Raw genomic sequence first — 20,378 nt, 5'->3', positions numbered from 1 at the left:
CTCATGGTGCCGCAAATCAGTAGGCGGTGAAATGCGCGGGTGTATTAGAGTTCGCATGCGCGTCCCGGTCGAACGCAGCGGCCTCGGCCAGCAGCCAGTCGATAAAGCGTGCCACCGCAGGTGGCGCCTCGCCGCTAGGGGGCGTCAGCAGGTCGTAGGTCAGCGGTGAGGGGAGCACATGGCGCTCGCCGAAGGGGCGCACCAGTACGCCGCTATCGAGCCGATCCATCGCGATAGGGTGGTTGGCCAGCATGATGCCCCGCCCGGCGATGGCCTGGTCCAGGGCCATGCTGAACAGGGAGTAGCGGTGTTGCGGTGGCGCTACCTTGTCGCCGACGCCGGCGGCATCGAGCCATGCCTGCCAGCCGGGGAAAGCGATCCCCTGGAGCGACTCCCAGGTGACCTCCAGCAAGCGGTGATTGGTCAGGTCGGCCGGCTGCAGGGGACGGTCGTACTGTGCGAGCAGAGAGGGGGCGCAGACGGGAAACAGCTCGTCGTCGAATAGTCGGTGGCTGTTCGCCTCCGGCCAGGGGCCGCGGCCGTAGCGAATCGCCAGGCGGGCGCCATCGCCCTGCCAAGCGGGGGTGGTGAGCGACTGGCTGGCATCCAGGGAGATATCGAGGCCGCCCAGCGTAGCGTCGAACTCCGCCAACCGGGGCAGTAACCACAGCTGCATAAAGGATGGCGGCGCGCTGAGCGTCAGTAGCGGCGCCTGATGGGCATGCTGGCGTGCGGCCATCACACCCGCGGCAATCCGTTCCAGGCCGCTGTCGATATCTTTCGCCAACTGCCGCCCGGCCTCATTCAGCTGCACCCCATTGGCGTGGCGGGCGAAGAGGCTAATGCCGAGGCGCTCTTCGAGCTGCTTGATCTGCCGGCTGACCGCGCCGGGAGTCACGCCCAGGCGACCGGCGGCGCTCTTGAAACTCTCCGTACGCGCCGCCTCGGCGAAGGCTCGCAAGGCGTTCAAGGGGAGGCGTTCGATCTTCATAGAGTGAGTTTTCCTGATCCTAGGTCGTCACATTAATCGGTTGGTCGCTCCCATGGCAAATGCTCAACTGAGCATTAACTGCCATTGAGGAGGTGTTATGCGAGATGCCCAGCCGTTGAGTAATCCTGTGGCTATTGAGGGTGCTGCGCCGATCCGCTGCCACCTGGACCTGCAGGCCAGCATGCTGATGGTGCTGTTCTGCCTGGCGCTGGGGTTTCAGCAGGTGGCGATCAAGATAGTGGCGGCGGATATCTCGCCGCTGGCACAGGTGGCCCTACGCTCCTCTCTCGCGGCGCTGCTGGTGGCGGCCCTGGTGCATTGGCAAGGCATCCGGCTGGCCGATATGCGTGCCCACTGGCTCCCCGGCCTGCTGGTGGGCGTGGGGTTTAGCGCCGAGTTCACCTTCGTTGCGTGGGGGCTGAACTACACCCTGGCATCGCATATGTCGGTATTTCTCTATACGGCGCCGGTGTTTGCCGCCCTGGGATTGCACTGGCTGGTGCCGGGTGAGCAGTTGACGCGGCGGCAGTGGATGGGCATCGGGCTGGCCTTTGGCGGGATGGTCTTTGCCATGGCGCCCGACACCGGGATCGAGAATGCCGCCGATATCTTGCGCGGCGATATCCTGGGGCTGCTGGCCGGCCTTTCCTGGGCCGCGACCACATTGGTGATACGCCGCTCCTCCCTCGCTGAGGCGCCTCCGCTGCAAACGCTCTACTACCAACTGGCCGTCGCAGGGCTCCTGTTGCTGCCCGCGGCCGCCCTGTTCGGCGATCTTGGCCGCATCCAGATAAGCGGTGCCGTGGTCGCCAGCCTGGCCTTCCAGACGCTGGGGATCTCGCTGGCTGCGCTGCTGCTCTGGTTTGCGCTGCTCAAGCGCTATTTCGCTTCGCAGTTGGGCGTCTTTTCACTGCTGGCGCCGATATTCGGGGTGCTGTTTGGCGCTCTGCTGCTCGGCGAGCCGCTGACGATCAATTTCCTGGTGGGCGGTGCGGGGCTTTTGGTGGGGTTATTGATCGTGACCCTCTAATGGGTCAGATCAGCTCGAGCGGCACCTCTCCCGCCTCGTGGGCCAGCAGCCACTGCTTGCGGCCAATGCCGCCCGCGTAGCCGGTGAGTCGCCCATCGCTGCCGATCACCCGGTGGCAGGGCACCACGATGGAGATGGGATTCTTGCCGTTGGCCGCCCCCACGGCGCGCTGGCCGCCCTTGCAGCGCAGCTGTTCGGCGATCTCGGCGTAGCAGCGGGTTTCGCCGAAGGGGATGGTGCCCAGCGCCTCCCAGACGCGGCGCTGGAAGTCGGTGCCCTGCGGTGCCAGCGGCAGGTCGAAGTCCCGGCGAGCGCCGCTGAAGTACTCCTCGAGCTGCTGCTTGGCCAGCGTCGTCAGTGTGCTCGGTTGGGGAGCAGCGTCTTCGCTGGCGACGAACTCGATGCTGGTGAGCCCCTCGTCACTGGCGCGGAGTCGGATCAGACCCAGGGCATCGGCACAGGGAGGGCGGTAGTAATCCACCATGAAATCGGTCGGGGAAGCATCGGCAAGCGGCATGGGCATCCTCTGCGAAATGCGAGCAGTCACTTATGGATGGTGCATGAGGAAAGCCTGCAGGTCCACGATGCTGTCATGACTCATTTTTGATAATGCGTCTCGTTTGTTTCATGATGTGTCGCTACCGATGTCATCGCTACGTGATGCTTACCTGCCTTATGCCCACCTCACCACGCTCACTGCTGAAGATGTTCCTCGGGGAACGACCGCGGCTGGTCAAGCGGATCAACCGTATCGTCGACAACGAGGCCGAAGCCGAAGACCTGGCCCAGGATACCTTCGTCAAGCTGTGGCATCGCCAGCCGAGAGACGATGATTCCGTAGGCCTGCTCTACCGTACCGCGCACAATCTGGCGCTCGACCATCTGCGCGCCCAGAAGGTCCGTCAGCGTCATCAAGAGGGGGCTCAGGCAGAAGAGCGGGATGACGCTCACCCCAGCCCCGAGATGATCGCCGCCACGCTGGAGCGATGGGGCTACCTGGTGGCGGCGCTGGAGGCATTGCCGGCTCGCACGCGGCGAATCTTTCTGCTCAATCGTGTCGAGGGCGAGACCTATGCCGCCATCGCCGAGCGCCTCGGTGTCTCGGTCAGCACCGTGGAGAAGGAGATGATGCGAGCGATGCGGGCCTGCCGCGAATGGCAGCGCCGACATGATCAAGAATGAGGGAGTCCGGTAGCTGACGCGTTATTAGAAAAGACAACCACAAGTGCCAAGTGCCGAAACAGTGATGATCGTGCGATGAGGAAATGTTCCAAGGTGGCGTTGCCTTCCCAGGAAACGCTCGACGATGAGGCCATGCAATGGTTTCTGCGCCTGCGAGACCCCTCGGCCAGCGAGGCGGATCGGCGCGCCTTCGAGGCGTGGCTGGCGCAGAGCGAGCGACATGCAGACGCCTACGCAGAGGCGGAGCAACTATGGCAGGCGGTGGAAGCGCCGGCCAAGCTGCTCGCCAAGCGTGAGGCGAGTGCCCGCCCATCGTCGTCTACGCAATCCTGGCCATGGGCCGCTGCAGCGTGCCTGTTGCTGACACTACTGCTCGGTTTCGGCGCCTGGCGCGATCCCGGCCTGTTCGACAGGTGGATGGCCGACCTGGCCACGGCCCCGGGGCATAGTCAGCAGGTGACGCTGGAAGATGGCACCCGGCTGTTTATCGATGCCGATAGCGCCGTGGATATCGAGATGACGGATGGTGGGCGGCAGCTGACGCTGCGCCGTGGTCGGCTCTGGGTAGATGTAGTGAGCGAGCCGCTGCGTGAGTTCTCGGTATTGGCCGGCGAGGTGAGAACCCAGGTAGTGGGTACGCGCTTTGCCGTAGAGCGTCGCGCCGATGACGTGCGCGTCACCGTGGAGGAGGGGCGTGTTGTGGTCTCCCATGGTCAGGGTGCCGCAAGTAACGAACGGGTGGTGCTGGGTGCCAATCAGGAGGTCGAGCTCCACTACGCTTCAGCGCTTGGCATGCCCAGCGAGGTCGATGCCAGAAGCCGCCTCGCCTGGGCCCGCGGCCAGCTGCTGTTCGACCAGACCGCGCTCGACGAGGTGGCCGTGCAGCTCGAGCGCATGCTGCCGGGGCGCGTGGTGGTCAGCGGCGATGAGGCAGGGGCTTATCGACTTTCCGGCAGCTTTCCCGCCAATGATCCCGACGCCATTCTCGACGCCCTGGAAACCAGCCTGGGGATAACCGTCAGGCGGCTGCCAGGGGCTACCTGGCTGGCGTCGCCGGCGTACTCCTCCCACCAAGATCTCCCTTCCCTATGATGAGGCCCTCATGGAAACAGTGACTCCTCCGGAACAGACGACCGTTCAACCGCTCAGCAAGCGTCTCAAGCATGCCACCCGAGAGCAGCATGAGCGGGTCGATCACTCGATCATGGCGTTACGCCCCTTCGACGACCTGGAGGGCTATGCCCGCTTCTTGAGGGTTCAATATGGCTTTCAGCAGCGTTGCTTGCCCTGCTATCGACATCCGCAGCTGGCCGACTGGATCTTCGACCTGACCCTGCGCTGCCGATATGCCGCCGTGGTAGGCGACTGCCAGGATCTAGGTGTCGACGCCGAACAGCGGGCCGAGGCCAGGTCGACTGAGGTACCGCTAAGTGAGGCGCCGTCTCATCTGCTGGGTTGGTTATACGTTAACGAGGGTTCCAATCTGGGGGCGGCCTTTCTGTTCAAGCGCGCCGCCGAGCTGGGGCTGTCTGCCAGCTATGGGGCTCGCCACCTGGCGCCTAGTGACGACGGCCGCGGCCTGCACTGGCGCAACTTTACCCAGCAGTTGGATGCGATAGCGCTGACCGAGACCGATATCGCCGAGGCGATCGCAGGAGCCAAGGAGGCCTTTGCCTATGTTGAAGCGTTGGCTCGTCCGCTGGTTCGTTGATATCTCAACCGCGCGGTAGAGACAACGAGATAGCTACAGGCGGGGAGCCAGTCCCGCGGCGCGTAGGTGATCGAGCAGTTCAGGGACCATCGGCAGGCTGCCTAACTGGCTGGCCGGCACCCAGCGGACGTCGGCAGCGTCGTCACCGGCTTGTAGTACGCCGCCGGTGGGGATCGCGGCAAAGTCATGCAGCTCATAGACGAGGTCATCATCCAAGGCCAACTGCGCCGTCCAGAGACGTTGGCCAACATCGACGTGCAACCCCGTCTCCTCGAACGCCTCGCGGGCGGCGGCGGCAGGCAAACTCTCCCCAGGCTCGACTTTGCCGCCGGGTACGGACCATAAGCCCGCTTCGGGCGGGTTGAGGCGCTTTATCATCAGGATGGCGCCATCCTCACGCTGAATGACGGCGCAAGCGGCTTGTATCGTTTTCGGCACACTGTCCTCCGTTGATGCTCGAGCCCCCCCGAGCCTTGGCCTGCCACCCTAGCGTAACGCTGAAGCGCTCTCTGCTTCGCCGCTATTTCACACATTTTTTCTCGAATCGTTGAGGAATCCCTCTGCCTCGGACGTTGTTTGAATGAGAAGCACAATCATTCAATAAATTGCAGTGCGGAGGGGGAACTTCATATGCAGCATGGACAGAGGAGGAGGCTGCCCGGCGCGGGGAAAAGCCACTATCGCAAGATCGCCGAGGTGGTGGGAATCGTCGCGATGCTGGCGATTTTCGTGGCGCTCGTCGGGTTGCGCGAGGCCCATGGGCAGTCGGGGGAGAGTCGCGAAGTGTCGGAGCTGGGCGATAACCAGCCGCTTGCCCAGCAGCGTTACCGCTTCGATCTGCCCGAACAGTCGTTGCTCTACTCGTTAGGCGAGTTTACCGCCATCACCAATATCTCGGTACTGCGTCCGGATGCCCGAGCCATTGATGCCACGGCACCGGCCATTAGCGGCGAGATGACCGCCGATGAGGCGCTGCGCAGCCTGCTGAGTGGCACGGGGCTGGAGATCGAGTACCGCAACCACCGCACCGCGGAAATCGTCGAGCCGCAGCCGGCAACGATGACCAGCGTAGACGATCAAATCGAGTTCAGCACCTTGACGGTCGAAGCCGACCGCCTTGGTGACGACTGGGTCTACCACGAAGCGCGCTCGGTGAACGTGATCACCCGCGAGCAGATCGATAGACACCCTCCCCGGCATATCGCGGAAATCCTCCAGGAGACGCCGGGGGTCAATGCCTCGATGAATTATCAGACGCCGGGCCTGGCGCTCAATATTCGCGGCATGCAGGACTTCGGTCGGGTCAATATGATGGTCGACGGTGCGAGGCAGAACTATGCGATCAGTGGTCACCAACAGCGCAACGGTGAAGCCTTTATCGATCCCGAATTCATTAGCGATGTCATCATCGAAAAGGGGCCATCTGCGTCCTTGGGTAGTGGCGGCACGCTTGCTGGCAGCGCCAATTTCCGTACCGTGGGCGTCGATGACATTATCGCCGAGGGCGAAGAGCGAGGCGTGAGGCTGCGCGGTTCCACCGGGATAGGCAAGTACAGCCAGGGCAACGACTACGATGGCAGTGTGGTAGCTGGTTTCAGAGCCGGTAATGACGTCGAGTTACTGGCCGGCTATAGCCAGATGCGGAAGGGGGAATTCAGGGCAGGCAGCCGCGGGCAGTATGGGCGAGTGAATTACAGCTATAGCAACCCTACTAACAAAGGCTACGAAAACGAAGGGGATCTCGTGGCTATCACGCGTCAAGAGCGGCGCAGTGGCTTGCTCAAGGGGGGCTTCCGTCTCACCGACACCCAGCGCCTGAGCCTGAGCGCGCTGCGTAGCGAGTTTGAGTTCGATACGGCATCGTCTAGCCTCGGCTATAGCCACCCAGATGCTGACATTTTCCCTACCAGCAATAAGGTCGAGACAAGCACCTTCTCCATCGGTCATGAATGGCGTCCCGATAGCGATTGGCTAGCACTGGATACCAGACTTTACTATGTCGATACCCGCAACGATCAGGAGTATCCTGACCGTTTCGAAGATTTACCGGATTTCGCAAAGCCACTCATGCCCGGTGGTTTTAACTCGCGGACCCGCACCGAGACCTATGGGATAACCGCGGAGAACAACGCCCGCTTTACTATCCCCGGCTTCGACGTGACCTGGAACTATGGTTTCGATATTAGCAAAGACGAGACGTCGCCCCGCGCCTCGGGATCGAGAGAGACCAATACCGACTATGCTAGTGGGTTGGAGCGCATGAACCCCGAGGGCGAGCGCTGGCTCAGCAACGTCTTCAACTCACTGAGCCTCGAGCACAATGAGTGGCTTACCCTGCAAGCCGGCTTACGCTACGACCACTATGAACTGACGGGAGAAGCGGAATATGAAAACCCGCTTTTACCAGCAGGCCAGCGCGAACAGAGCGCCGAAGCTGAATCGTCACAGGGCGCCTTCTCGCCCAATCTTGGTATTGCGATCAAGCCCTTCGAGCCCTGGCAGCTCTACGCCAACTGGGGCAAGAGCTGGCGGCCACCGACGATCACCCAGGCCCTGGCGGGTGGTGACCATCTCTATGTAAATGATAGAACCCGGGTCTTTCCCAGTCCCGATCTCGGGCCGGAGCGTTCGGAGACCTGGGAGGTGGGCAGCAACCTGATGTTCGATGACCTGTTCCTCGATGGCGACCGCCTGCGTGCCAAAGTCAGCTACTTCACTACCCGTACCGAGGACTTCATGGGAATGGCAGGGATCTGCCCGCCCAGAACCAATCAACTCTGCAGGACTTCTCTTCAACTCGTGGGTTTTGTCAATGTCGAATCGCCAGTGGACAGCGAGGGATTCGAGGTCGAGCTGAGCTACGACACCGGCAGGGTGTATGGCCGGGCAAGCTATACCGATACTGAGATGTCTTCCAACTTGGTTTATGACGCGAATACTCTCGGCGGAAACAGTTGTTCTCCCTCGAACAACCCAAGATATGACACAACATGCAATCGTGTTGGATTATTCTATTATCCCCTGCCACCGCGGCAGGTCTATACGCTGCAGTTGGGCACTCGAGCCTTTAACCAGCGTCTGGATGTCGGCCTGCGCCATCGCTACTCCTCGGGGCATAAGCAGCTGCGCTCGGATGTAGGCGTTTATAACTCCACTCGTGATGGGACCATTCAGCCGTATAACGTCACCGACTTCTATGCCGTTTATACCCCGACGGAGAATCTACGACTCAACCTGACCGTGGATAACCTGCGTGACGAAGCCTACGGCATTCCCATGGGGGATGTTCAAGTCTTGAGTCCATCACCGGGGCGAACGGTAATAGCAGGGGCCGAGTACCGCTTCTGATGGAGGTAAACACCAGAATTCCGACCGCCGGCTCGCCGGTGGTCAGAATAGCGGAGCATATTGCTGCTCCATTCAACTAGGCAATACAGGAGATGTAAACATGTCCTTCTTTGTAGAGTATGGCGGTAACCTTACTGCTTCCAGCACGCTGGCGGATTTCTTCAGCGACTTTAGTGACTTCTTTGCTCAGGATGGCCACGAGTACAACAGCTGGTTCAATAGCGAGGATACCTTCCCGGGGCCGCTGCAGGGCACCGAGTACGCTGTTGCCTCCGAGCTTGGCGATATCGAAGATTTCTCGTTTATTGCCGGTGCGGCGGATGGCAACGAGCTCACCTATACGCTGTTTGGTGATCTGCCTTTCCATACTTTGTATGGTTCACTGGACTCGCTGGCGTTCGGTGCCGACTTGGAGGATTGGCAGTCGACCGGTGATGGTAACTTCGCACTTGATGAAACGCATCTCGACCTCAGCGGCCTTGGCCTGTTCGGCGAGTTGAGCGAAGGCCAAGACAATATCGTCCATGAAGTGGTATGGGGCCTGATGGGGGGTGACACCACCGCTCTTGAGGGCGTCATCAACGAGATTCTCGATGGCTACAATCTGTCGGTGAACTCTACCTTCGCCGATCTGGAACTGGCGGGCCTGGCAGGAGATGTCTCTACCACCGGCGTGGCCGATACCAGCGACGTCGATTTCGCCCTGGCTGCCTGAGCATCGCCACATAATAAAAAAGGCAAGGGGAGTCCCCTTGCCGCAACCTTTGATCACCGCGCCACGGGCCTTGGGCCCGGGGCGCGGTGCCTTGGCATTGTCGCCGGCGGCGGCACGATGTCAAGCCTGGCTACCGTGACCCTGCGATGAGTGAAATCGAATACGCAAGCGAGTCCCCGAAAGGGATTCGTCGGGTTTTCACGACTCATCCGATAGGGGCAGCCCATCATGAAACCTTCGCGCGGTCAGCCGCGTAACGAAATACGCCAGGCGCTGGGGGCCTATCGCGGCGGCTTTCGCAGCGTTGGCGTCTATAGCGCAGTGATCAATCTGCTGATGCTGGTGCCGCCGCTCTACATGCTGCAGGTCTATGACCGGGTGCTGGCCTCGGGCAACACCACCACGCTGCTGCTGTTGACGCTGATGGCGGTGGGGCTGCTGGCGCTGATGGGGGCGCTGGAGTATGTGCGCAGCCTAATGGTGATCCAGGTCGGCGAGCGGATGGATGAGCGCCTCGGCGAGCGGGTCTATACCGCCGCCTTCGAGCGCGGCTTGGCCGGGCAGGGCGCCCAGGCCGGCCAGGCTACCCGGGATCTCGATTCGCTGCGCCAGTTCATCACCGGCAACGCCATCTTCGCCTTCTTCGATGCCCCTTGGTTCCCCTTCTATCTGTTGGTGATGTTCCTGTTCCACCCTTGGATCGGCTGCCTGGCACTGGTGGGAGCGGTGCTGCTGGTCGGCCTGGCGTGGCTGAACGAGCGACTATCCCAGCCGCCGTTGCGCGAAGCGGGCGGCCTGTCGGTGCAGGCCGCCAGCACCGCCGAGGCGCAGCTGCGCCATGCCGAGGCCATCGAAGCCATGGGCATGCTGGGTGCGCTGTCGCGGCGTTGGGCGCGGCTGCACGGCGGCTTCGTCGCCCTGCAGGGGCTGGCCAGTGAGCGCACGGCGCTGATCACCGCGGCGTCGAAGAGCCTGCGCGTGGCGCTGCAGTCGCTGGTGCTGGGCTTGGGCGCCTGGCTGGCGGTGGGCGGTGTCATCAGCCCTGGCACCATGATCGCGGGGTCGATCCTGATGGGCCGTGTGCTGGGGCCCATCGACCAGGTGATCAACGCCTGGCGGCAGTGGAGTACCACGCGGCTGGCACATCAGCGTCTGGCGGGGCTGCTGGAGGCGCATCCTGCCCGCGAAACGGGCATGGCGCTGCCAGCGCCGCGGGGCGAGGTGGCGGTAGAGACCGTCAGCGCGATGCCGCCCGGAGGGCGCAAACCGACCCTGGTGCAGATCGACTTTCGCTTGGCGGCGGGCGACGCGCTGGGAGTGGTGGGCCCCTCCGGTTCCGGCAAGTCGACCCTGGCGCGGCTGCTGGTGGGGGTGTGGAGGCCCCAGGTGGGCACGGTGCGGCTGGATGGCGCCGCCATCCAGCACTGGGACAAGGCCCAGTTGGGGCCGCATATCGGTTACCTGCCCCAGGACGTGGAGCTGTTCGCCGGCAGCGTGGCGGAGAATATCGCGCGCTTTGCCGAGCCCGAGTCGGAGCACGTCATCACCGCCGCCAAGGCGGCTGGGGTGCATGAGCTGATCCTGTCGCTGCCCCAGGGTTACGACACGCCGCTGGGCGATAGCGGCGTGGGACTCTCCGGTGGCCAGCGGCAACGCATCGGCCTGGCGCGGGCGCTCTACGGCCCGCCGTCGCTGGTGGTGCTCGACGAGCCCAACGCCAACCTCGATGAGGCCGGCGAGCAGGCGCTGCTGGCGGCCCTGGAGTGGCTGCGTGAGCGCAAGGTGACGGTGGTGCTGATCACCCATCGGCCTCAGGTGCTGAAGGCCACCACACATCTACTGGCATTGAAGGGCGGCCGGCAGGCGACCTTCGGCACGACCCAGGAGGTACTGCAGGCGGGGGCGTCACGTCAGGCCGCTGCCAGCGGTGCGGCCCTGATGTCACATAGCCCCTACCAGATGGAGCGCAGCGCATGACGTTATCTACCGATGCGGCGCGTGGCGCCGAGCCCGACACCGCTGCGACTACTCCGGACTGGCAGGCGATGGCGCAGCAGCGGCGTCGCCCGCGTCGCCTGGGCGGTTGGCTGCTGCTAGTGGGCTTTGCGGGCTTCGTGGTGTGGGCGGCCCTGGCGCCACTGGACAACGGCGTGGCGGTACCCGCCACCGTGGTGGTGTCGGGCAACCGTCAGGCGGTGGAGCATCCCAGCGGCGGTATCGTCGAGCGCCTGTGGGTCGGCGAGGGCGACCGCGTCACCCAGGGCCAGGTGCTGGTCAGCCTGGATGCGACCCGCCATACCAGCGAGGTGGAGGTCTTGAGCGGCCAGTACAGCGCCGCCCTGGCGGAGATCGCCCGCCTCGAGGCGGAGCGCGACGGCCTCGCCAGCGTTGACTACCCCGCCGAATTGACCGAGCAGGCAGATCCCGAGCTGCTGACCGTGCTGGCGCTACACCGCCAGCTGTTCGAGAGTCGCCAGGCCTCGCTCGCCTCGGAGCTGGCGGGGCTGGAGGCCAGCCTGGCAGGGCAGCGGGCGCAGGCCACCGGGCTCGAATCTTCACTGGCGCAGAAGCGCCTGCGCCAGGAGCTGCTGGGCGAGCAGCGCGACAACCTGCGCGGCCTGGCGGAAGAGGGCTATATCCCGCGCAATCGCCTGCTGGAGATCGAGAGCCAGTATGCCCAGCTGCAGGGGGAGCTGGTCGCCGACAGCGGCACCCTGGAGCAGACTCAGCGCCAGATCGACGAGCTCGAGCTGCGCATGACCCAGCGCCGTGACGAGTATCAGCGCGATGTACGCGAAGCCTTGACCCAGGCACGCTCCCGCATGCGTGAGCTGGCCGGCCGCCTGACCTCGGCGGAGTTCGATCTGGTGCATACCCAACTGCGTGCCCCGACGGCAGGCATCGTGGTGGGCTTGGCGCAGCACACCGAAGGCGGCGTGGTGGCGCCCGGCGGCCGCCTGATGGAGATCGTCCCCGAGCATGAGCCGCTGCTGGTGGAGGGCCAGCTGCCGGTGGAGCATATCGACCGGGTGCACGCCGGGCTGCCGGTGGAGCTGGCCTTCACCGCCTTCGAGCGCAGCACCACTCCTCGGGTGGCTGGCGAGGTGACCCAGGTCTCCGCCGACCGCCTGGTCGATGAGCGCAGCGGCGAGCCTTACTACCGCATTCAGGTAGCGGTGGCGGCGCCGGCCCTGGAGGGGCTGGGCAGCGACGCCCTGCGCGCCGGGATGCCGGTGGAAGCCTTCGTGCGCACCGGCGAGCGTACGCTGCTCAACTATCTGTTCAAGCCGCTGCTGGATCGCGCTCGCACCGCCTGGGGGGATGCCTGATGGATAAGCTGGTTTGCCGCGTGTTCGCCGCCTGGCTGCTGGGGGCGGGGTTCGGACTGCTGGCCCTGCCCGCCATGGAGCTGGATTTCCGCCAGGCCTACGAGCTGGCGCTGCAGCACGACCCGACCTGGCAGGCGGCTCGCAGCGAGAGCGCCGCGGGCAGCCACGAGCGGGCGCTGGGGCGTGCCGCGCTGCTGCCCAATCTGAGCTACCGCTATACCCGCATGCGCAACGACGCGGAGATTCGCCAGGACACCGTCGCGGGAACCACCCGTCAGGATCTGGAGTACTCCAGCTACTCCTCTGGCTTCACCCTGAGCCAGCCGCTGTTCGATGCGGCGGCCTTCGCCCAGTACCGCGAGGGCAAGGCGCGGGCCGAGGCCGCCGGTTTGACCCTGGAGCGGGCGCGTCAGGCGCTTGCGGTGCGGGTGCTGCAGGCCTATACCGAAGCCCTCTATGCCGAGGAGGAGGTGGCCCTGGTCCGCGCCCATGGCCGTGCCCTGGAAGAGGAGGCCGAGCGCAGCCGGCGCTTCGTGGAAGGCGGCGAGGGCACCCGCACCGACCAGATGGAGATCGAGGCGCAGCGACGGCTGGTGGAGGCGCAGCTGATCGAGGCCGAGGACCGTTGGCAGGATGCCCGCAACGCCCTGGCGGTGTTGATCGGCCACCCGCCCGCCGCGGAACTGGCGCCGCTGAGCGACGCCGCGCTGATGCAAGCGCCCGACCTCCCGCCCCTGGAAGAGTGGCGCGAGCGCGCCGTGGCCCATAACCCCGAACTTGCCGCCCAGCGCAGCCTGCTGGAAGCCACCCGGCAGCAGCGTAACCAGCAGCGCGCCGGCCACTTGCCCAGCGTGCGGCTGGTGGCACGCAGCCAGATCACCGACTCCAACGCCGAGAACCAGGTGGGGCAGCGCTACGACACCGATAGCATCGGCGTGGAGGTGCAGGTGCCGCTTTACGTGGGGGGACGCGTACGCGCCGCCAGCCGGCAGGCCAGCGACACCCTGGAGCAGGCCCGTTTCGAGCTCGACGGCGCCATCGCTGAGCTGCTCAATGACGTCGAACGCCAGTACCGCATGACCCTGAGCAGCCAGCGGCGCATCAACGCTTACCGCGACGCCGTGGCCGCCGCCGAGGCGCGCCTGGACGCCACCCGCCGCAGCATCCTCGGCGGCGAGCGCACCAGCCTCGATGCCCTCAACGCCGAACAGCAGCATGTCGAAGCCCAGCGCGACCTGGCCCGCGCCCGCTATGACTACCTGCTGGCCTGGCTCTCGCTGCGCTGGCAGGCGGGGGTGCTCGATAAGGGCGATATCGACCGGGTGGCGGGGGCCTTTGCTGCAGGTTAGGTGTCCTGTTGGGGGCTGGGGTTGCCCAGCATGCGCGCCAGGATGCCATCCTTGAGCCATAGGCGATGGGCCAGCGCCATCGCCACATGGCCGGCGATCAGCCCCAGCAGCAGCCAGGCGAGGGTGCTGTGCAGCAGGTCGGCGGGGGCGACCATCCAGGCGATATGGCGCTCCGCTTCCGGCATCAGCTCCTTGCCGTAAAAGATCAGCGGGCCGCCGCGGCCATACTGGCGCAGGATGGCCATCGCCGGAATCAGGATCAACAGCGCATAGAAGGCCAGGTGCACGCAGCGCGCCACTACGCCAGCCCATCCTTCTGGGCGGGGCGGTCGGTGATGGCGTTGGCGGTAGGCCCAGATTGCGCGTAGCAGCGTCGTTACCAGCAGCATGGCGCCGAGGGAGCCGTGGGGGCCGATCTTTGCCAAAAAGAGCGTGACGGGGCTTTCACCGACGCCCTTCCAGGCCAGCAGCACGGCGAATAGCAGCGTCACCTGCGCGGCGGTCAGCCAGTGGAGGAGGCGGCTGACGAGGCCGTAGCGATCCGGTGTGTCGCGCCAGCGATTGGTGGGTGATGCCATCACTCAAGTTTCCAGGCGTTGTTCAATCGTCGGCCTTGCCCTGGCGCCAGTACCCCATGCTGGTGACGCACTGTTTGGGCAGCCCGCACTCATTGACCAGATAGCGGCGGATATTCCGCGTTACCTTGGTTTCTGCCGCAATCCAGGCATAGAAGGGGGCATTGTCGTCGAGGGTGGCGGGCTCCCACAGTACGGCGTCGTCCTGGTCGAGGGTATCGGCGGCACCCGCCTGCTGTTGGCCACCCAGGGCGCGGATCTCCTGATGCAGGTCGATATCGCGCAGCGCTCGCATCAGCAGGTCGCCGTGTTGGCAATTCGGCTCAGTATCGCGGGTCAACCAGCGCAGCTTGGCGGGGGGAGAGAGGAGCTGGATATCATCGCTACGCGGGACTTCGATCAAGGCCTCGACCCTGGGGGCCAGAGGCAGCTCATCGAGCGTCTCGAAGATGCCAGCCGCCGCCGGCAGGGCGGTTTCGTCGGCGACGATAAGAATGCGGCGCACGCCCCGCGGTGGTTTCCACTCATAGCCGAGCTTCTCGCCTCCGGCGTTGGCCAGCGGGGCGGTCATCGCCAGGCGGTCGCCGGGTCGGGCGCGCATGGCCCAGCGTGAGGCGGGCCCGTTGTCGCCATGCAGTACGAACTCCACATCGACCTCCGCGCGGGCGGGGCGCAGCGCACGAATGGTATAGGTGCGCATCGGTGGGCGCTGCGCCTCGGGCAGGGCGCGATAGGCGCCGAACCAGTCGTGCTCCTCCAGTTTGGCGATCTCGAACAGGGCGTCCAGGCCGTTGGCGTCCTTGGGAAAGAACAGCTTGATGCGCTGGTCCGGCGCATGGGTGGCCATCTGGCTAACCTGCGGCCCGGTAAAGGTGAACCTGACCAGCGAGGGGCTGACCTGGGTACGCCGTGCCAGGGTGATATCGAAAAGGCGATAGCTCGTGCGTCCAGCCATGGCTAATGACTCCTTGGTCGAGAAGCAAATACTATAGCGAGTAATAACTATTCTCAACTGTGCCGTTGATTGAGGAGTCGGCCGACCTGAGACGTTATATCGGAGGAGTGTGGCCCAAGAACAGAAGGTGAAAGAGGAGTGAGCATGGCGCGCATTTTCTGGGTGGCGTTGGCGGCGCTGAGTTTTGCGATTGGGTTCCTGGGGCTGTTTCTCCCCCTGTTGCCGACCACGGAGTTCATGCTGGCGGCGGTCTACTGCGCGTCGCGTGGTTCGCCGCGTTTCGAGGCCTGGATCCGCTCGCGGCGCTATGTCGGGCCGATGCTCGAGAATTGGGAGAAGGAGCGGGCGATTCCGCGGCGTGCCAAGTTCGTCGCCGTGGGGATGATCTGCGCCAGTATGGTGATGATTCTGCTGCATCTGGGCGAGGGCTGGCTGCGCTGGGCCATCGTGGCGCTACTGGTGGCAGTGGCGATCTGGCTGGTGACGCGACCGGAGCCTTCGGTGCCCATGCGCTAAGCCCAAGCGACTCGCGCGCGGTGTCCCTCAGCCGTGCGATAGTGACGACGCTTGATCGACCATTGCTGCTGGGGCATGGTCAAGCAATCTACTTCTTGCCATCGGCAGCGAGCGACACGCATGTCCTACGATCTCAGTACACGCCTGGTGATTGGACTGGCGTCCAGCGCCCTCTTCGATCTGTCGGAGTCTGACCAGGTGTTTCGCGAACAGGGGGAGGCGGCCTATCGTATCTACCAGCGCGATCATGAGGATATTCCCCTCATTACCGGCGTTGCCTTCCCCTTTATCAAGCGTCTGCTGTCACTGAACGAATTGAGCCCGGAAGATCCGCCCATCGAGGTGATGCTGCTGTCGCGTAATGACCCGGAAACCGGCCTGCGTGTCATGAAGTCAATCGAGCACTATGAGCTGGGCATTACGCGGGCGGTCTTCCTGCAGGGGCGCTACCCCCACCGTTTCATCCCGGCACTCAACATCAGTCTATTTCTGTCGGCCAACCGTCAGGATGTCGATCAAGCGATTCTGGCGGGGCATCCGGCGGGGCAGGTGTTGTCGTCGGGTGACCTCGATCTGACCGATGAAGAGGAGCTGCGAATCGCCTTCGATTTCGACGGCGTGCTGGTCACCGACGAGTCAGAAACGATCTATCAGGAGCAGGGAATCGAGGCGTTCCGCGACTATGAACGGACTAACGCCCGGGTGCCGTCCGAGGCGGGCTTGCTGGCCGCTTTTCTGCGTAAGCTGGCGCATATTCAGTCGCTGGAGAAACAGCGTGAAGAGGAGACGCAAGGCCGCTATCGTCCCAGGGTTCGGGTCTCCATCGTCACTGCCCGTAATGCGCCGGCCCATGAGCGGGTCATTCACACCATGCGCAGCTGGGGGGTGACCGTCAACGAGGCCTATTTCCTCGGCGGCATCGCCAAGGAGCATGTGCTCGGTATCATCAAACCGCATATCTTCTTCGACGACCAGGCCTCCCACCTCTCGGCCACTAGCGATATCCTGCCGTCTGTACATGTACCGTTCGGACAGCTCAATCAGGGTTTCGGTATCATTGAGAAGTGAGTGTTACTCCTTACGCCGCAACACCATCCCGGCGTGATAGAGCACACCGTCGATGAACTCGCCGTCGGCAGTAAAGCCGGTATCGTCCCAGTACTCGATATAGTGGCCAGTCACCCTGTAGCGCCCTTGATAGGCGCTCTCGCGCTCGCCGCGGGCTTCGTCGTAGCGGTTGTTGGGCAGTAGCTCGTGGCGAATATAGCCGTCGTCGGTGACCCACATACCGACGTAGGGATGGTCTGCCATGTCGGCGTCTCCTGTTGCGGTGGCAGCCCACCCCAGGAGGGGGAGGGCTGCGAGCATGGCCAAGGCGAAAAGCGTGGATTTGCGCGGCGTGGTCGCGATGCTCATCGGCATTCTCGAAGCGGCTTGGCTCATGCCGGGCTGGCGGTGGGGCGAACCACGATATCGCTGGTATCCACTTCGTCGGGTTGGCCGATGACATGGGCGATCGCCGCGGCGATGGCGTCGGGCTTGAGCGCGATTTCACGAAAGCTCGCCATTGCCTCGGCGGCGCTGGCATCGGTGATGGTATTGGCCAGTTCCGACTCGACGACGCCGGGGTAAACGCAGGTCACCCGGAGCTTGTCGTGCTCCTGGCGCAGCCCGTCGGAAATCGCGCGCACGGCGTACTTGGTGGCGCAGTAGACGGCACCGGTGGGCACCACATAGAGCCCGCCGATGGAGGAGATATTGATGATCTGACCGCTGCCCTGGGCCTGCATGGTGGGCAGTACGGCGGCGATGCCGTGGAGCACGCCGCGGATGTTGACGTCGATCATGCGGTCCCACTCGTCGACCTTGAGCGAGGCCAGGGGCGAGAGCGGCATCACGCCGGCATTGTTGATGATCACGTCGATGCGGCCGTGGATCTCCAGTGCGGCGTCGGCAAAGGCCTGCACGTCGTCCCGCTGGGTGACATCGAGGGCGCGGTAGTCTGCGCTGCCGCCTTCGGCGCTAATGGCCTGCGCCAGTGCTGCCAGCCTGTCGGTACGGCGTGCGCCGATGACCAGTCGATGGCCTTGTTTGGCCAGCAGTCGTGCGGTGGCTTCGCCAATGCCGCTGCTGGCGCCGGTGAGAAGGATGACCTTGTTCATGGGAATGACTCCGTATTGGTGGCTTGGGACGACGCTCTCACTGGAGCGGAAGCGTCGTTGAGGTAAGCCTACGGAGGCGCCGGATATGCCGACAGGAGCATTTCTATTGAAGCCTTGCCTGTTTCTATTGATGACGGGTTCTTAGGCTGTTCTATTCGGATGAAATTTGCCTAAATACAAGAAAAGCAAACAGCGAGGAGTTCCGTTTGGCGACACGACCTATGCCGATTCCCCATTCGCGGATGGTGGAGTGCCTGTATCGGCTCGCCCCGCATGAGGGCTATACCCAGTCGCTGTTGGATGAGGTGCGCTTGCTGCGCTCGGATCGGCCGCTGCGGCATACGCCGGTACTCTACGAGCCGAGCATCGTGATCGTCTGCCAGGGGCGCAAGCGTGGGTACCTGGGCGACGAGGTGTATCTCTACGATGCGCTGCACTATCTCGTGCTGTCCGTACCGCTGCCCTTCGTATCGGAAACCGAGGCCAGCCCCGAGGAGCCGCTGCTGGCCATGTCGATTCGGCTGGATATGGCAGTGGTAGCAGAGCTGGCCTTCATGCTGGATCAGGCGGACGCACGCTCAGAGTCGACACCACGGGGCATGCTCTCCACGCCGCTGGATGAGTCCATGGCGGATGCCACGCTCAGGCTGATCGAGGCGCTCGCCTCGCCTACCGAGGCGCGGGTGTTGGCGCCGGGGATCGTGCGCGAAATCTACTATCGTGTGCTGGTCGGCGAGCAGGGTGGAAGTGTGCGTGCGGCGCTCGCCCATCCGGGGCAGTTCGGGCGTATCGCAAAGGCACTGCAGCGTATTCATATCGATTACGCAGAGCCGTTGGAGGTGGGCCGTCTGGCTCGCGAAGTCGGCATGAGCACGCCTGTCTTTCACGTCCACTTCAAGGCGGTAACGCAGACCTCGCCCCTGCAGTACATCAAGTCGACGCGGCTGCACCAGGCCCGCTTGATGATGATTCGGGAAGGCCTGACCGCGGCCGCCGCGGCGGCCCGAGTGGGCTACGAAAGCGCGTCGCAGTTCAGCCGCGAGTTCAAACGTCTGTTCGGGCGGCCTCCGCGTGAGGAGGTGCGTGAAATGAAGGCTTCGCTGGCGCTGTTGCCCTCGACACAGGCCGCGGGCATGGCACTGGCGCATTGAGAGGCATCACATGCTCAGAAGCAGGCGGTTCGGAGCGGGTTACAGCTCGCCGGCCAGTTTTTTCTCCACCAGTTCAAGGCGGTCCTGACCCCAGAAGGGTTCGCCATCCACGTCGTACCAGGGGGCACCGAAGCAGCCGGCGGCAGTCGCCTGCTCGCAGGCGTCGTCGAGACGCTTCTGCCCCGGCTCGGCCTCCGCTTCCTCGAGTAGAGCCGGCCCATCCAGGCCAAACGCCGTGGCGATCTCACCCAGTGTGGCGAGGTCGGCGACGTCGCGCTCCTCATGCCAACAGGCCCGCAGGATGGCCAGCGATAGCTGGGCGACGTCGTGCCCCTGCGCCTTGGCCGTCAATACCATGCGAGCTGCCGGGCGATCATCGGTAGGAAAGTGCCGGGGCTCCACATTGAGCGGCACGCCGCGTAGCTGTGGCCAACGCTTCAGCTCGGCCATGCGGTAGGCTTGGCGCTCCGGCGCCCGCTTGGGGAGCGGCAGTCCGCCGGTGCGGGGGAAAACGGCGCTCAGGGTAACGGGCACATAGTCGATCGTGGCGTCGTATCGCGAAGCGATCTCGCCGAGCTTGGCGTGGCCAAGGTAGGACCAGGGAGAGACCTGGCTGAAGTAGTAGGTGATGTGCTTGGGCATAGTGATTCCCTATATTCCTCACGCTGATGTCAACGCGCGGTGGAGTCATTGTAGCTGCGGGAGGGACAGTATGCTCCTTCTCAAATGTGGCGCCTTGCCTGCGTGCACGGAGCACGCAACACGTAAACGGGCCACCCAAGTGGGTGGCCCGCGCTGGCTGTTTTGCTGTCGGGGTATATCAGCGTTGAGCTTAGCCGCGAGTGCCTTGTGTCGGGAGGCTGACGTCCGGGCCGGCATGCTCGGATTGGGCAACCTGACGATCAGCGACCTGGTTGCTCTCGACCTCGACGCGCTCACGGTGGATGCCTTCCCGCGTGCCGCCCAGGGCCGGGCTGCCGACCTCGAAAGTGGTGCGGTAGTGTCTGGCGTCCTGGTTCTCGGCGAGTTGGTCACCCTCTGCTGCTACGCGGTACTGATGGACGCCTTCCCGTGTGCCGCCCAGGGCCGGGCTGCCGGGCTCGAAGCGGACCTGGGTGGCGTCGGCGGCAGTGGCTTGGGCGGCCAGGCCCATGACCAGGGCACCGGCGGTGATGGTTTGCATAATAACAGTGGCGTATTTCATGGCAGTAATCCTCTCATTGAATGACATATCCGCCTTGCCGGGGTGATGTGCTCCTTCGCGTCGCCTTGATGGATGTTGTCGCGATGGATGCCCCGGCTGGTGGCATGTCGGCCGTTACGACCGTGAGAGAGATGATAGGAGGGGAGGGACGCTACCAGTA

The 20,378-nt window shown here is 64.0% G+C and carries 21 protein-coding genes; 12 read left to right on the top strand and 9 right to left on the bottom strand.

The features are described from left to right. Positions 1-16: 16 nt before the first annotated feature. Positions 17-991 (bottom strand): LysR substrate-binding domain-containing protein, encoded by a 975-nt coding sequence (locus tag IEI94_RS11335; RefSeq protein WP_191167420.1) that lies wholly within the window; start codon positions 989-991, stop codon positions 17-19. Between the two features lie 97 nt (positions 992-1,088). Between IEI94_RS11335 and IEI94_RS11330 the strand changes: the two genes are divergently transcribed. Further along, positions 1,089-2,021 (top strand): DMT family transporter, encoded by a 933-nt coding sequence (locus IEI94_RS11330; protein ID WP_191167419.1) that lies wholly within the window; start codon positions 1,089-1,091, stop codon positions 2,019-2,021. 4 nt (positions 2,022-2,025) lie between these two features. On the opposite strand, the gene IEI94_RS11325 is transcribed toward IEI94_RS11330, so the two are convergent. Further along, positions 2,026-2,538, bottom strand: coding sequence for a methylated-DNA--[protein]-cysteine S-methyltransferase (locus IEI94_RS11325; RefSeq protein ID WP_224750086.1), 513 nt, complete (start codon positions 2,536-2,538; stop codon positions 2,026-2,028). 158 nt (positions 2,539-2,696) lie between these two features. Here IEI94_RS11325 and IEI94_RS11320 point away from each other — a divergent pair, with 158 nt between their 5' ends. From IEI94_RS11320 to IEI94_RS11310, 3 genes are all read left to right on the top strand, one after another. Beyond that, complete coding sequence (locus IEI94_RS11320) at positions 2,697-3,203, top strand: sigma-70 family RNA polymerase sigma factor (protein WP_191167418.1); 507 nt, start codon at positions 2,697-2,699, stop codon at positions 3,201-3,203. Between the two features lie 93 nt (positions 3,204-3,296). Beyond that, positions 3,297-4,295 (top strand): FecR family protein, encoded by a 999-nt coding sequence (locus IEI94_RS11315; RefSeq protein WP_191167417.1) that lies wholly within the window; start codon positions 3,297-3,299, stop codon positions 4,293-4,295. A gap of 10 nt (positions 4,296-4,305) precedes the next feature. Further along, positions 4,306-4,914 (top strand): biliverdin-producing heme oxygenase, encoded by a 609-nt coding sequence (locus IEI94_RS11310; RefSeq protein ID WP_191167416.1) that lies wholly within the window; start codon positions 4,306-4,308, stop codon positions 4,912-4,914. 33 nt (positions 4,915-4,947) lie between these two features. Here IEI94_RS11310 and IEI94_RS11305 read toward each other — a convergent pair whose 3' ends face one another. Then, complete coding sequence (locus IEI94_RS11305) at positions 4,948-5,352, bottom strand: NUDIX domain-containing protein (protein ID WP_318153392.1); 405 nt, start codon at positions 5,350-5,352, stop codon at positions 4,948-4,950. 192 nt (positions 5,353-5,544) lie between these two features. On the opposite strand from IEI94_RS11305, the gene IEI94_RS11300 reads away from it, so the two are divergent. From IEI94_RS11300 to IEI94_RS11280, 5 genes are all read left to right on the top strand, one after another. Next, the gene (locus IEI94_RS11300; protein ID WP_191167415.1) at positions 5,545-8,262 is read left to right on the top strand and encodes a TonB-dependent receptor; all 2,718 of its coding nucleotides are present in this window, start codon (positions 5,545-5,547) and stop codon (positions 8,260-8,262) included. Positions 8,263-8,362: 100 nt separating this feature from the next. Then, a complete protein-coding gene (locus IEI94_RS11295; protein ID WP_191167414.1) occupies positions 8,363-8,977 on the top strand; it encodes a heme acquisition protein HasA in 615 nt (204 codons plus the stop codon). Between the two features lie 228 nt (positions 8,978-9,205). Further along, a complete protein-coding gene (locus IEI94_RS11290; protein ID WP_191167413.1) occupies positions 9,206-10,954 on the top strand; it encodes a type I secretion system permease/ATPase in 1,749 nt (582 codons plus the stop codon). Beyond that, positions 10,951-12,306 carry an HlyD family type I secretion periplasmic adaptor subunit gene (locus IEI94_RS11285; RefSeq protein WP_191167412.1) on the top strand — a complete coding sequence of 452 codons (1,356 nt, stop codon included), beginning with the start codon at positions 10,951-10,953 and terminating at the stop codon, positions 12,304-12,306. The genes IEI94_RS11290 and IEI94_RS11285 overlap by 4 nt, the downstream gene beginning before the upstream one ends. After that, the gene (locus IEI94_RS11280) at positions 12,306-13,655 is read left to right on the top strand and encodes a TolC family outer membrane protein (protein ID WP_191167411.1); all 1,350 of its coding nucleotides are present in this window, start codon (positions 12,306-12,308) and stop codon (positions 13,653-13,655) included. Before IEI94_RS11285 ends, IEI94_RS11280 begins: the two co-directional genes overlap by 1 nt. On the opposite strand, the gene IEI94_RS11275 is transcribed toward IEI94_RS11280, so the two are convergent. Together IEI94_RS11275 and IEI94_RS11270 are read right to left on the bottom strand one after the other, a co-directional pair. Continuing rightward, complete coding sequence (locus tag IEI94_RS11275) at positions 13,652-14,233, bottom strand: cytochrome b (protein ID WP_191167410.1); 582 nt, start codon at positions 14,231-14,233, stop codon at positions 13,652-13,654. The two genes, IEI94_RS11280 and IEI94_RS11275, sit on opposite strands and share 4 nt — an antisense overlap. 22 nt (positions 14,234-14,255) lie before the next feature. Continuing rightward, positions 14,256-15,185, bottom strand: coding sequence for a siderophore-interacting protein (locus IEI94_RS11270; RefSeq protein ID WP_191167409.1), 930 nt, complete (start codon positions 15,183-15,185; stop codon positions 14,256-14,258). Positions 15,186-15,329: 144 nt separating this feature from the next. Between IEI94_RS11270 and IEI94_RS11265 the strand changes: the two genes are divergently transcribed. Together IEI94_RS11265 and IEI94_RS11260 are read left to right on the top strand one after the other, a co-directional pair. Further along, positions 15,330-15,701 (top strand): YbaN family protein, encoded by a 372-nt coding sequence (locus IEI94_RS11265; protein WP_191167408.1) that lies wholly within the window; start codon positions 15,330-15,332, stop codon positions 15,699-15,701. A gap of 120 nt (positions 15,702-15,821) precedes the next feature. After that, positions 15,822-16,769, top strand: a complete 948-nt coding sequence (locus tag IEI94_RS11260) for a 5'-nucleotidase (RefSeq protein WP_191167407.1) — start codon at positions 15,822-15,824, stop codon at positions 16,767-16,769. A gap of 3 nt (positions 16,770-16,772) precedes the next feature. On the opposite strand, the gene IEI94_RS11255 is transcribed toward IEI94_RS11260, so the two are convergent. Together IEI94_RS11255 and IEI94_RS11250 are read right to left on the bottom strand one after the other, a co-directional pair. After that, complete coding sequence (locus tag IEI94_RS11255) at positions 16,773-17,012, bottom strand: Atu4866 domain-containing protein (protein WP_224750085.1); 240 nt, start codon at positions 17,010-17,012, stop codon at positions 16,773-16,775. Between the two features lie 128 nt (positions 17,013-17,140). Next, complete coding sequence (locus tag IEI94_RS11250) at positions 17,141-17,863, bottom strand: SDR family oxidoreductase (protein ID WP_191167405.1); 723 nt, start codon at positions 17,861-17,863, stop codon at positions 17,141-17,143. A 206-nt stretch (positions 17,864-18,069) separates the two neighbouring features. Here IEI94_RS11250 and IEI94_RS11245 point away from each other — a divergent pair, with 206 nt between their 5' ends. Beyond that, entirely contained in the window at positions 18,070-19,014 is a 945-nt protein-coding gene (locus IEI94_RS11245) for an AraC family transcriptional regulator (RefSeq protein WP_224750084.1), read from the top strand. Positions 19,015-19,053: 39 nt separating this feature from the next. Here the strand turns inward: IEI94_RS11245 and IEI94_RS11240 are convergent, their stop codons facing one another. Both IEI94_RS11240 and IEI94_RS11235 read right to left on the bottom strand, forming a co-directional pair. Further along, positions 19,054-19,656 (bottom strand): 2-hydroxychromene-2-carboxylate isomerase, encoded by a 603-nt coding sequence (locus IEI94_RS11240; protein WP_191167404.1) that lies wholly within the window; start codon positions 19,654-19,656, stop codon positions 19,054-19,056. A 190-nt stretch (positions 19,657-19,846) separates the two neighbouring features. Then, positions 19,847-20,218, bottom strand: a complete 372-nt coding sequence (locus tag IEI94_RS11235) for a hypothetical protein (RefSeq protein WP_191167403.1) — start codon at positions 20,216-20,218, stop codon at positions 19,847-19,849. Positions 20,219-20,378 lie beyond the last annotated feature (160 nt).

Origin of the sequence: Halomonas sp. ML-15, from assembly GCF_014779595.1 — a bacterium.
Lineage (GTDB): Bacteria > Pseudomonadota > Gammaproteobacteria > Pseudomonadales > Halomonadaceae > Franzmannia.
This window is presented reverse-complemented; position numbering and strand designations above follow the sequence as displayed.

Bases quoted from the DNA above. Each gene is read 5' to 3' on its own strand.
- IEI94_RS11335 (WP_191167420.1), bottom strand. From the start codon at position 991: ATGAAGATCGAACGCCTCCCCTTGAACGCCTTGCGAGCCTTCGCCGAG.
- IEI94_RS11330 (WP_191167419.1), top strand. From the start codon at position 1,089: ATGCGAGATGCCCAGCCGTTGAGTAATCCTGTGGCTATTGAGGGTGCT.
- IEI94_RS11325 (WP_224750086.1), bottom strand. From the start codon at position 2,538: ATGCCGCTTGCCGATGCTTCCCCGACCGATTTCATGGTGGATTACTAC.
- IEI94_RS11320 (WP_191167418.1), top strand. From the start codon at position 2,697: ATGCCCACCTCACCACGCTCACTGCTGAAGATGTTCCTCGGGGAACGA.
- IEI94_RS11310 (WP_191167416.1), top strand. From the start codon at position 4,306: ATGGAAACAGTGACTCCTCCGGAACAGACGACCGTTCAACCGCTCAGC.
- IEI94_RS11300 (WP_191167415.1), top strand. From the start codon at position 5,545: ATGCAGCATGGACAGAGGAGGAGGCTGCCCGGCGCGGGGAAAAGCCAC.
- IEI94_RS11295 (WP_191167414.1), top strand. From the start codon at position 8,363: ATGTCCTTCTTTGTAGAGTATGGCGGTAACCTTACTGCTTCCAGCACG.
- IEI94_RS11290 (WP_191167413.1), top strand. From the start codon at position 9,206: ATGAAACCTTCGCGCGGTCAGCCGCGTAACGAAATACGCCAGGCGCTG.
- IEI94_RS11285 (WP_191167412.1), top strand. From the start codon at position 10,951: ATGACGTTATCTACCGATGCGGCGCGTGGCGCCGAGCCCGACACCGCT.
- IEI94_RS11280 (WP_191167411.1), top strand. From the start codon at position 12,306: ATGGATAAGCTGGTTTGCCGCGTGTTCGCCGCCTGGCTGCTGGGGGCG.
- IEI94_RS11275 (WP_191167410.1), bottom strand. From the start codon at position 14,233: ATGGCATCACCCACCAATCGCTGGCGCGACACACCGGATCGCTACGGC.
- IEI94_RS11270 (WP_191167409.1), bottom strand. From the start codon at position 15,185: ATGGCTGGACGCACGAGCTATCGCCTTTTCGATATCACCCTGGCACGG.
- IEI94_RS11265 (WP_191167408.1), top strand. From the start codon at position 15,330: ATGGCGCGCATTTTCTGGGTGGCGTTGGCGGCGCTGAGTTTTGCGATT.
- IEI94_RS11260 (WP_191167407.1), top strand. From the start codon at position 15,822: ATGTCCTACGATCTCAGTACACGCCTGGTGATTGGACTGGCGTCCAGC.
- IEI94_RS11255 (WP_224750085.1), bottom strand. From the start codon at position 17,012: ATGGCAGACCATCCCTACGTCGGTATGTGGGTCACCGACGACGGCTAT.
- IEI94_RS11250 (WP_191167405.1), bottom strand. From the start codon at position 17,863: ATGAACAAGGTCATCCTTCTCACCGGCGCCAGCAGCGGCATTGGCGAA.
- IEI94_RS11240 (WP_191167404.1), bottom strand. From the start codon at position 19,656: ATGCCCAAGCACATCACCTACTACTTCAGCCAGGTCTCTCCCTGGTCC.
- IEI94_RS11235 (WP_191167403.1), bottom strand. From the start codon at position 20,218: ATGAAATACGCCACTGTTATTATGCAAACCATCACCGCCGGTGCCCTG.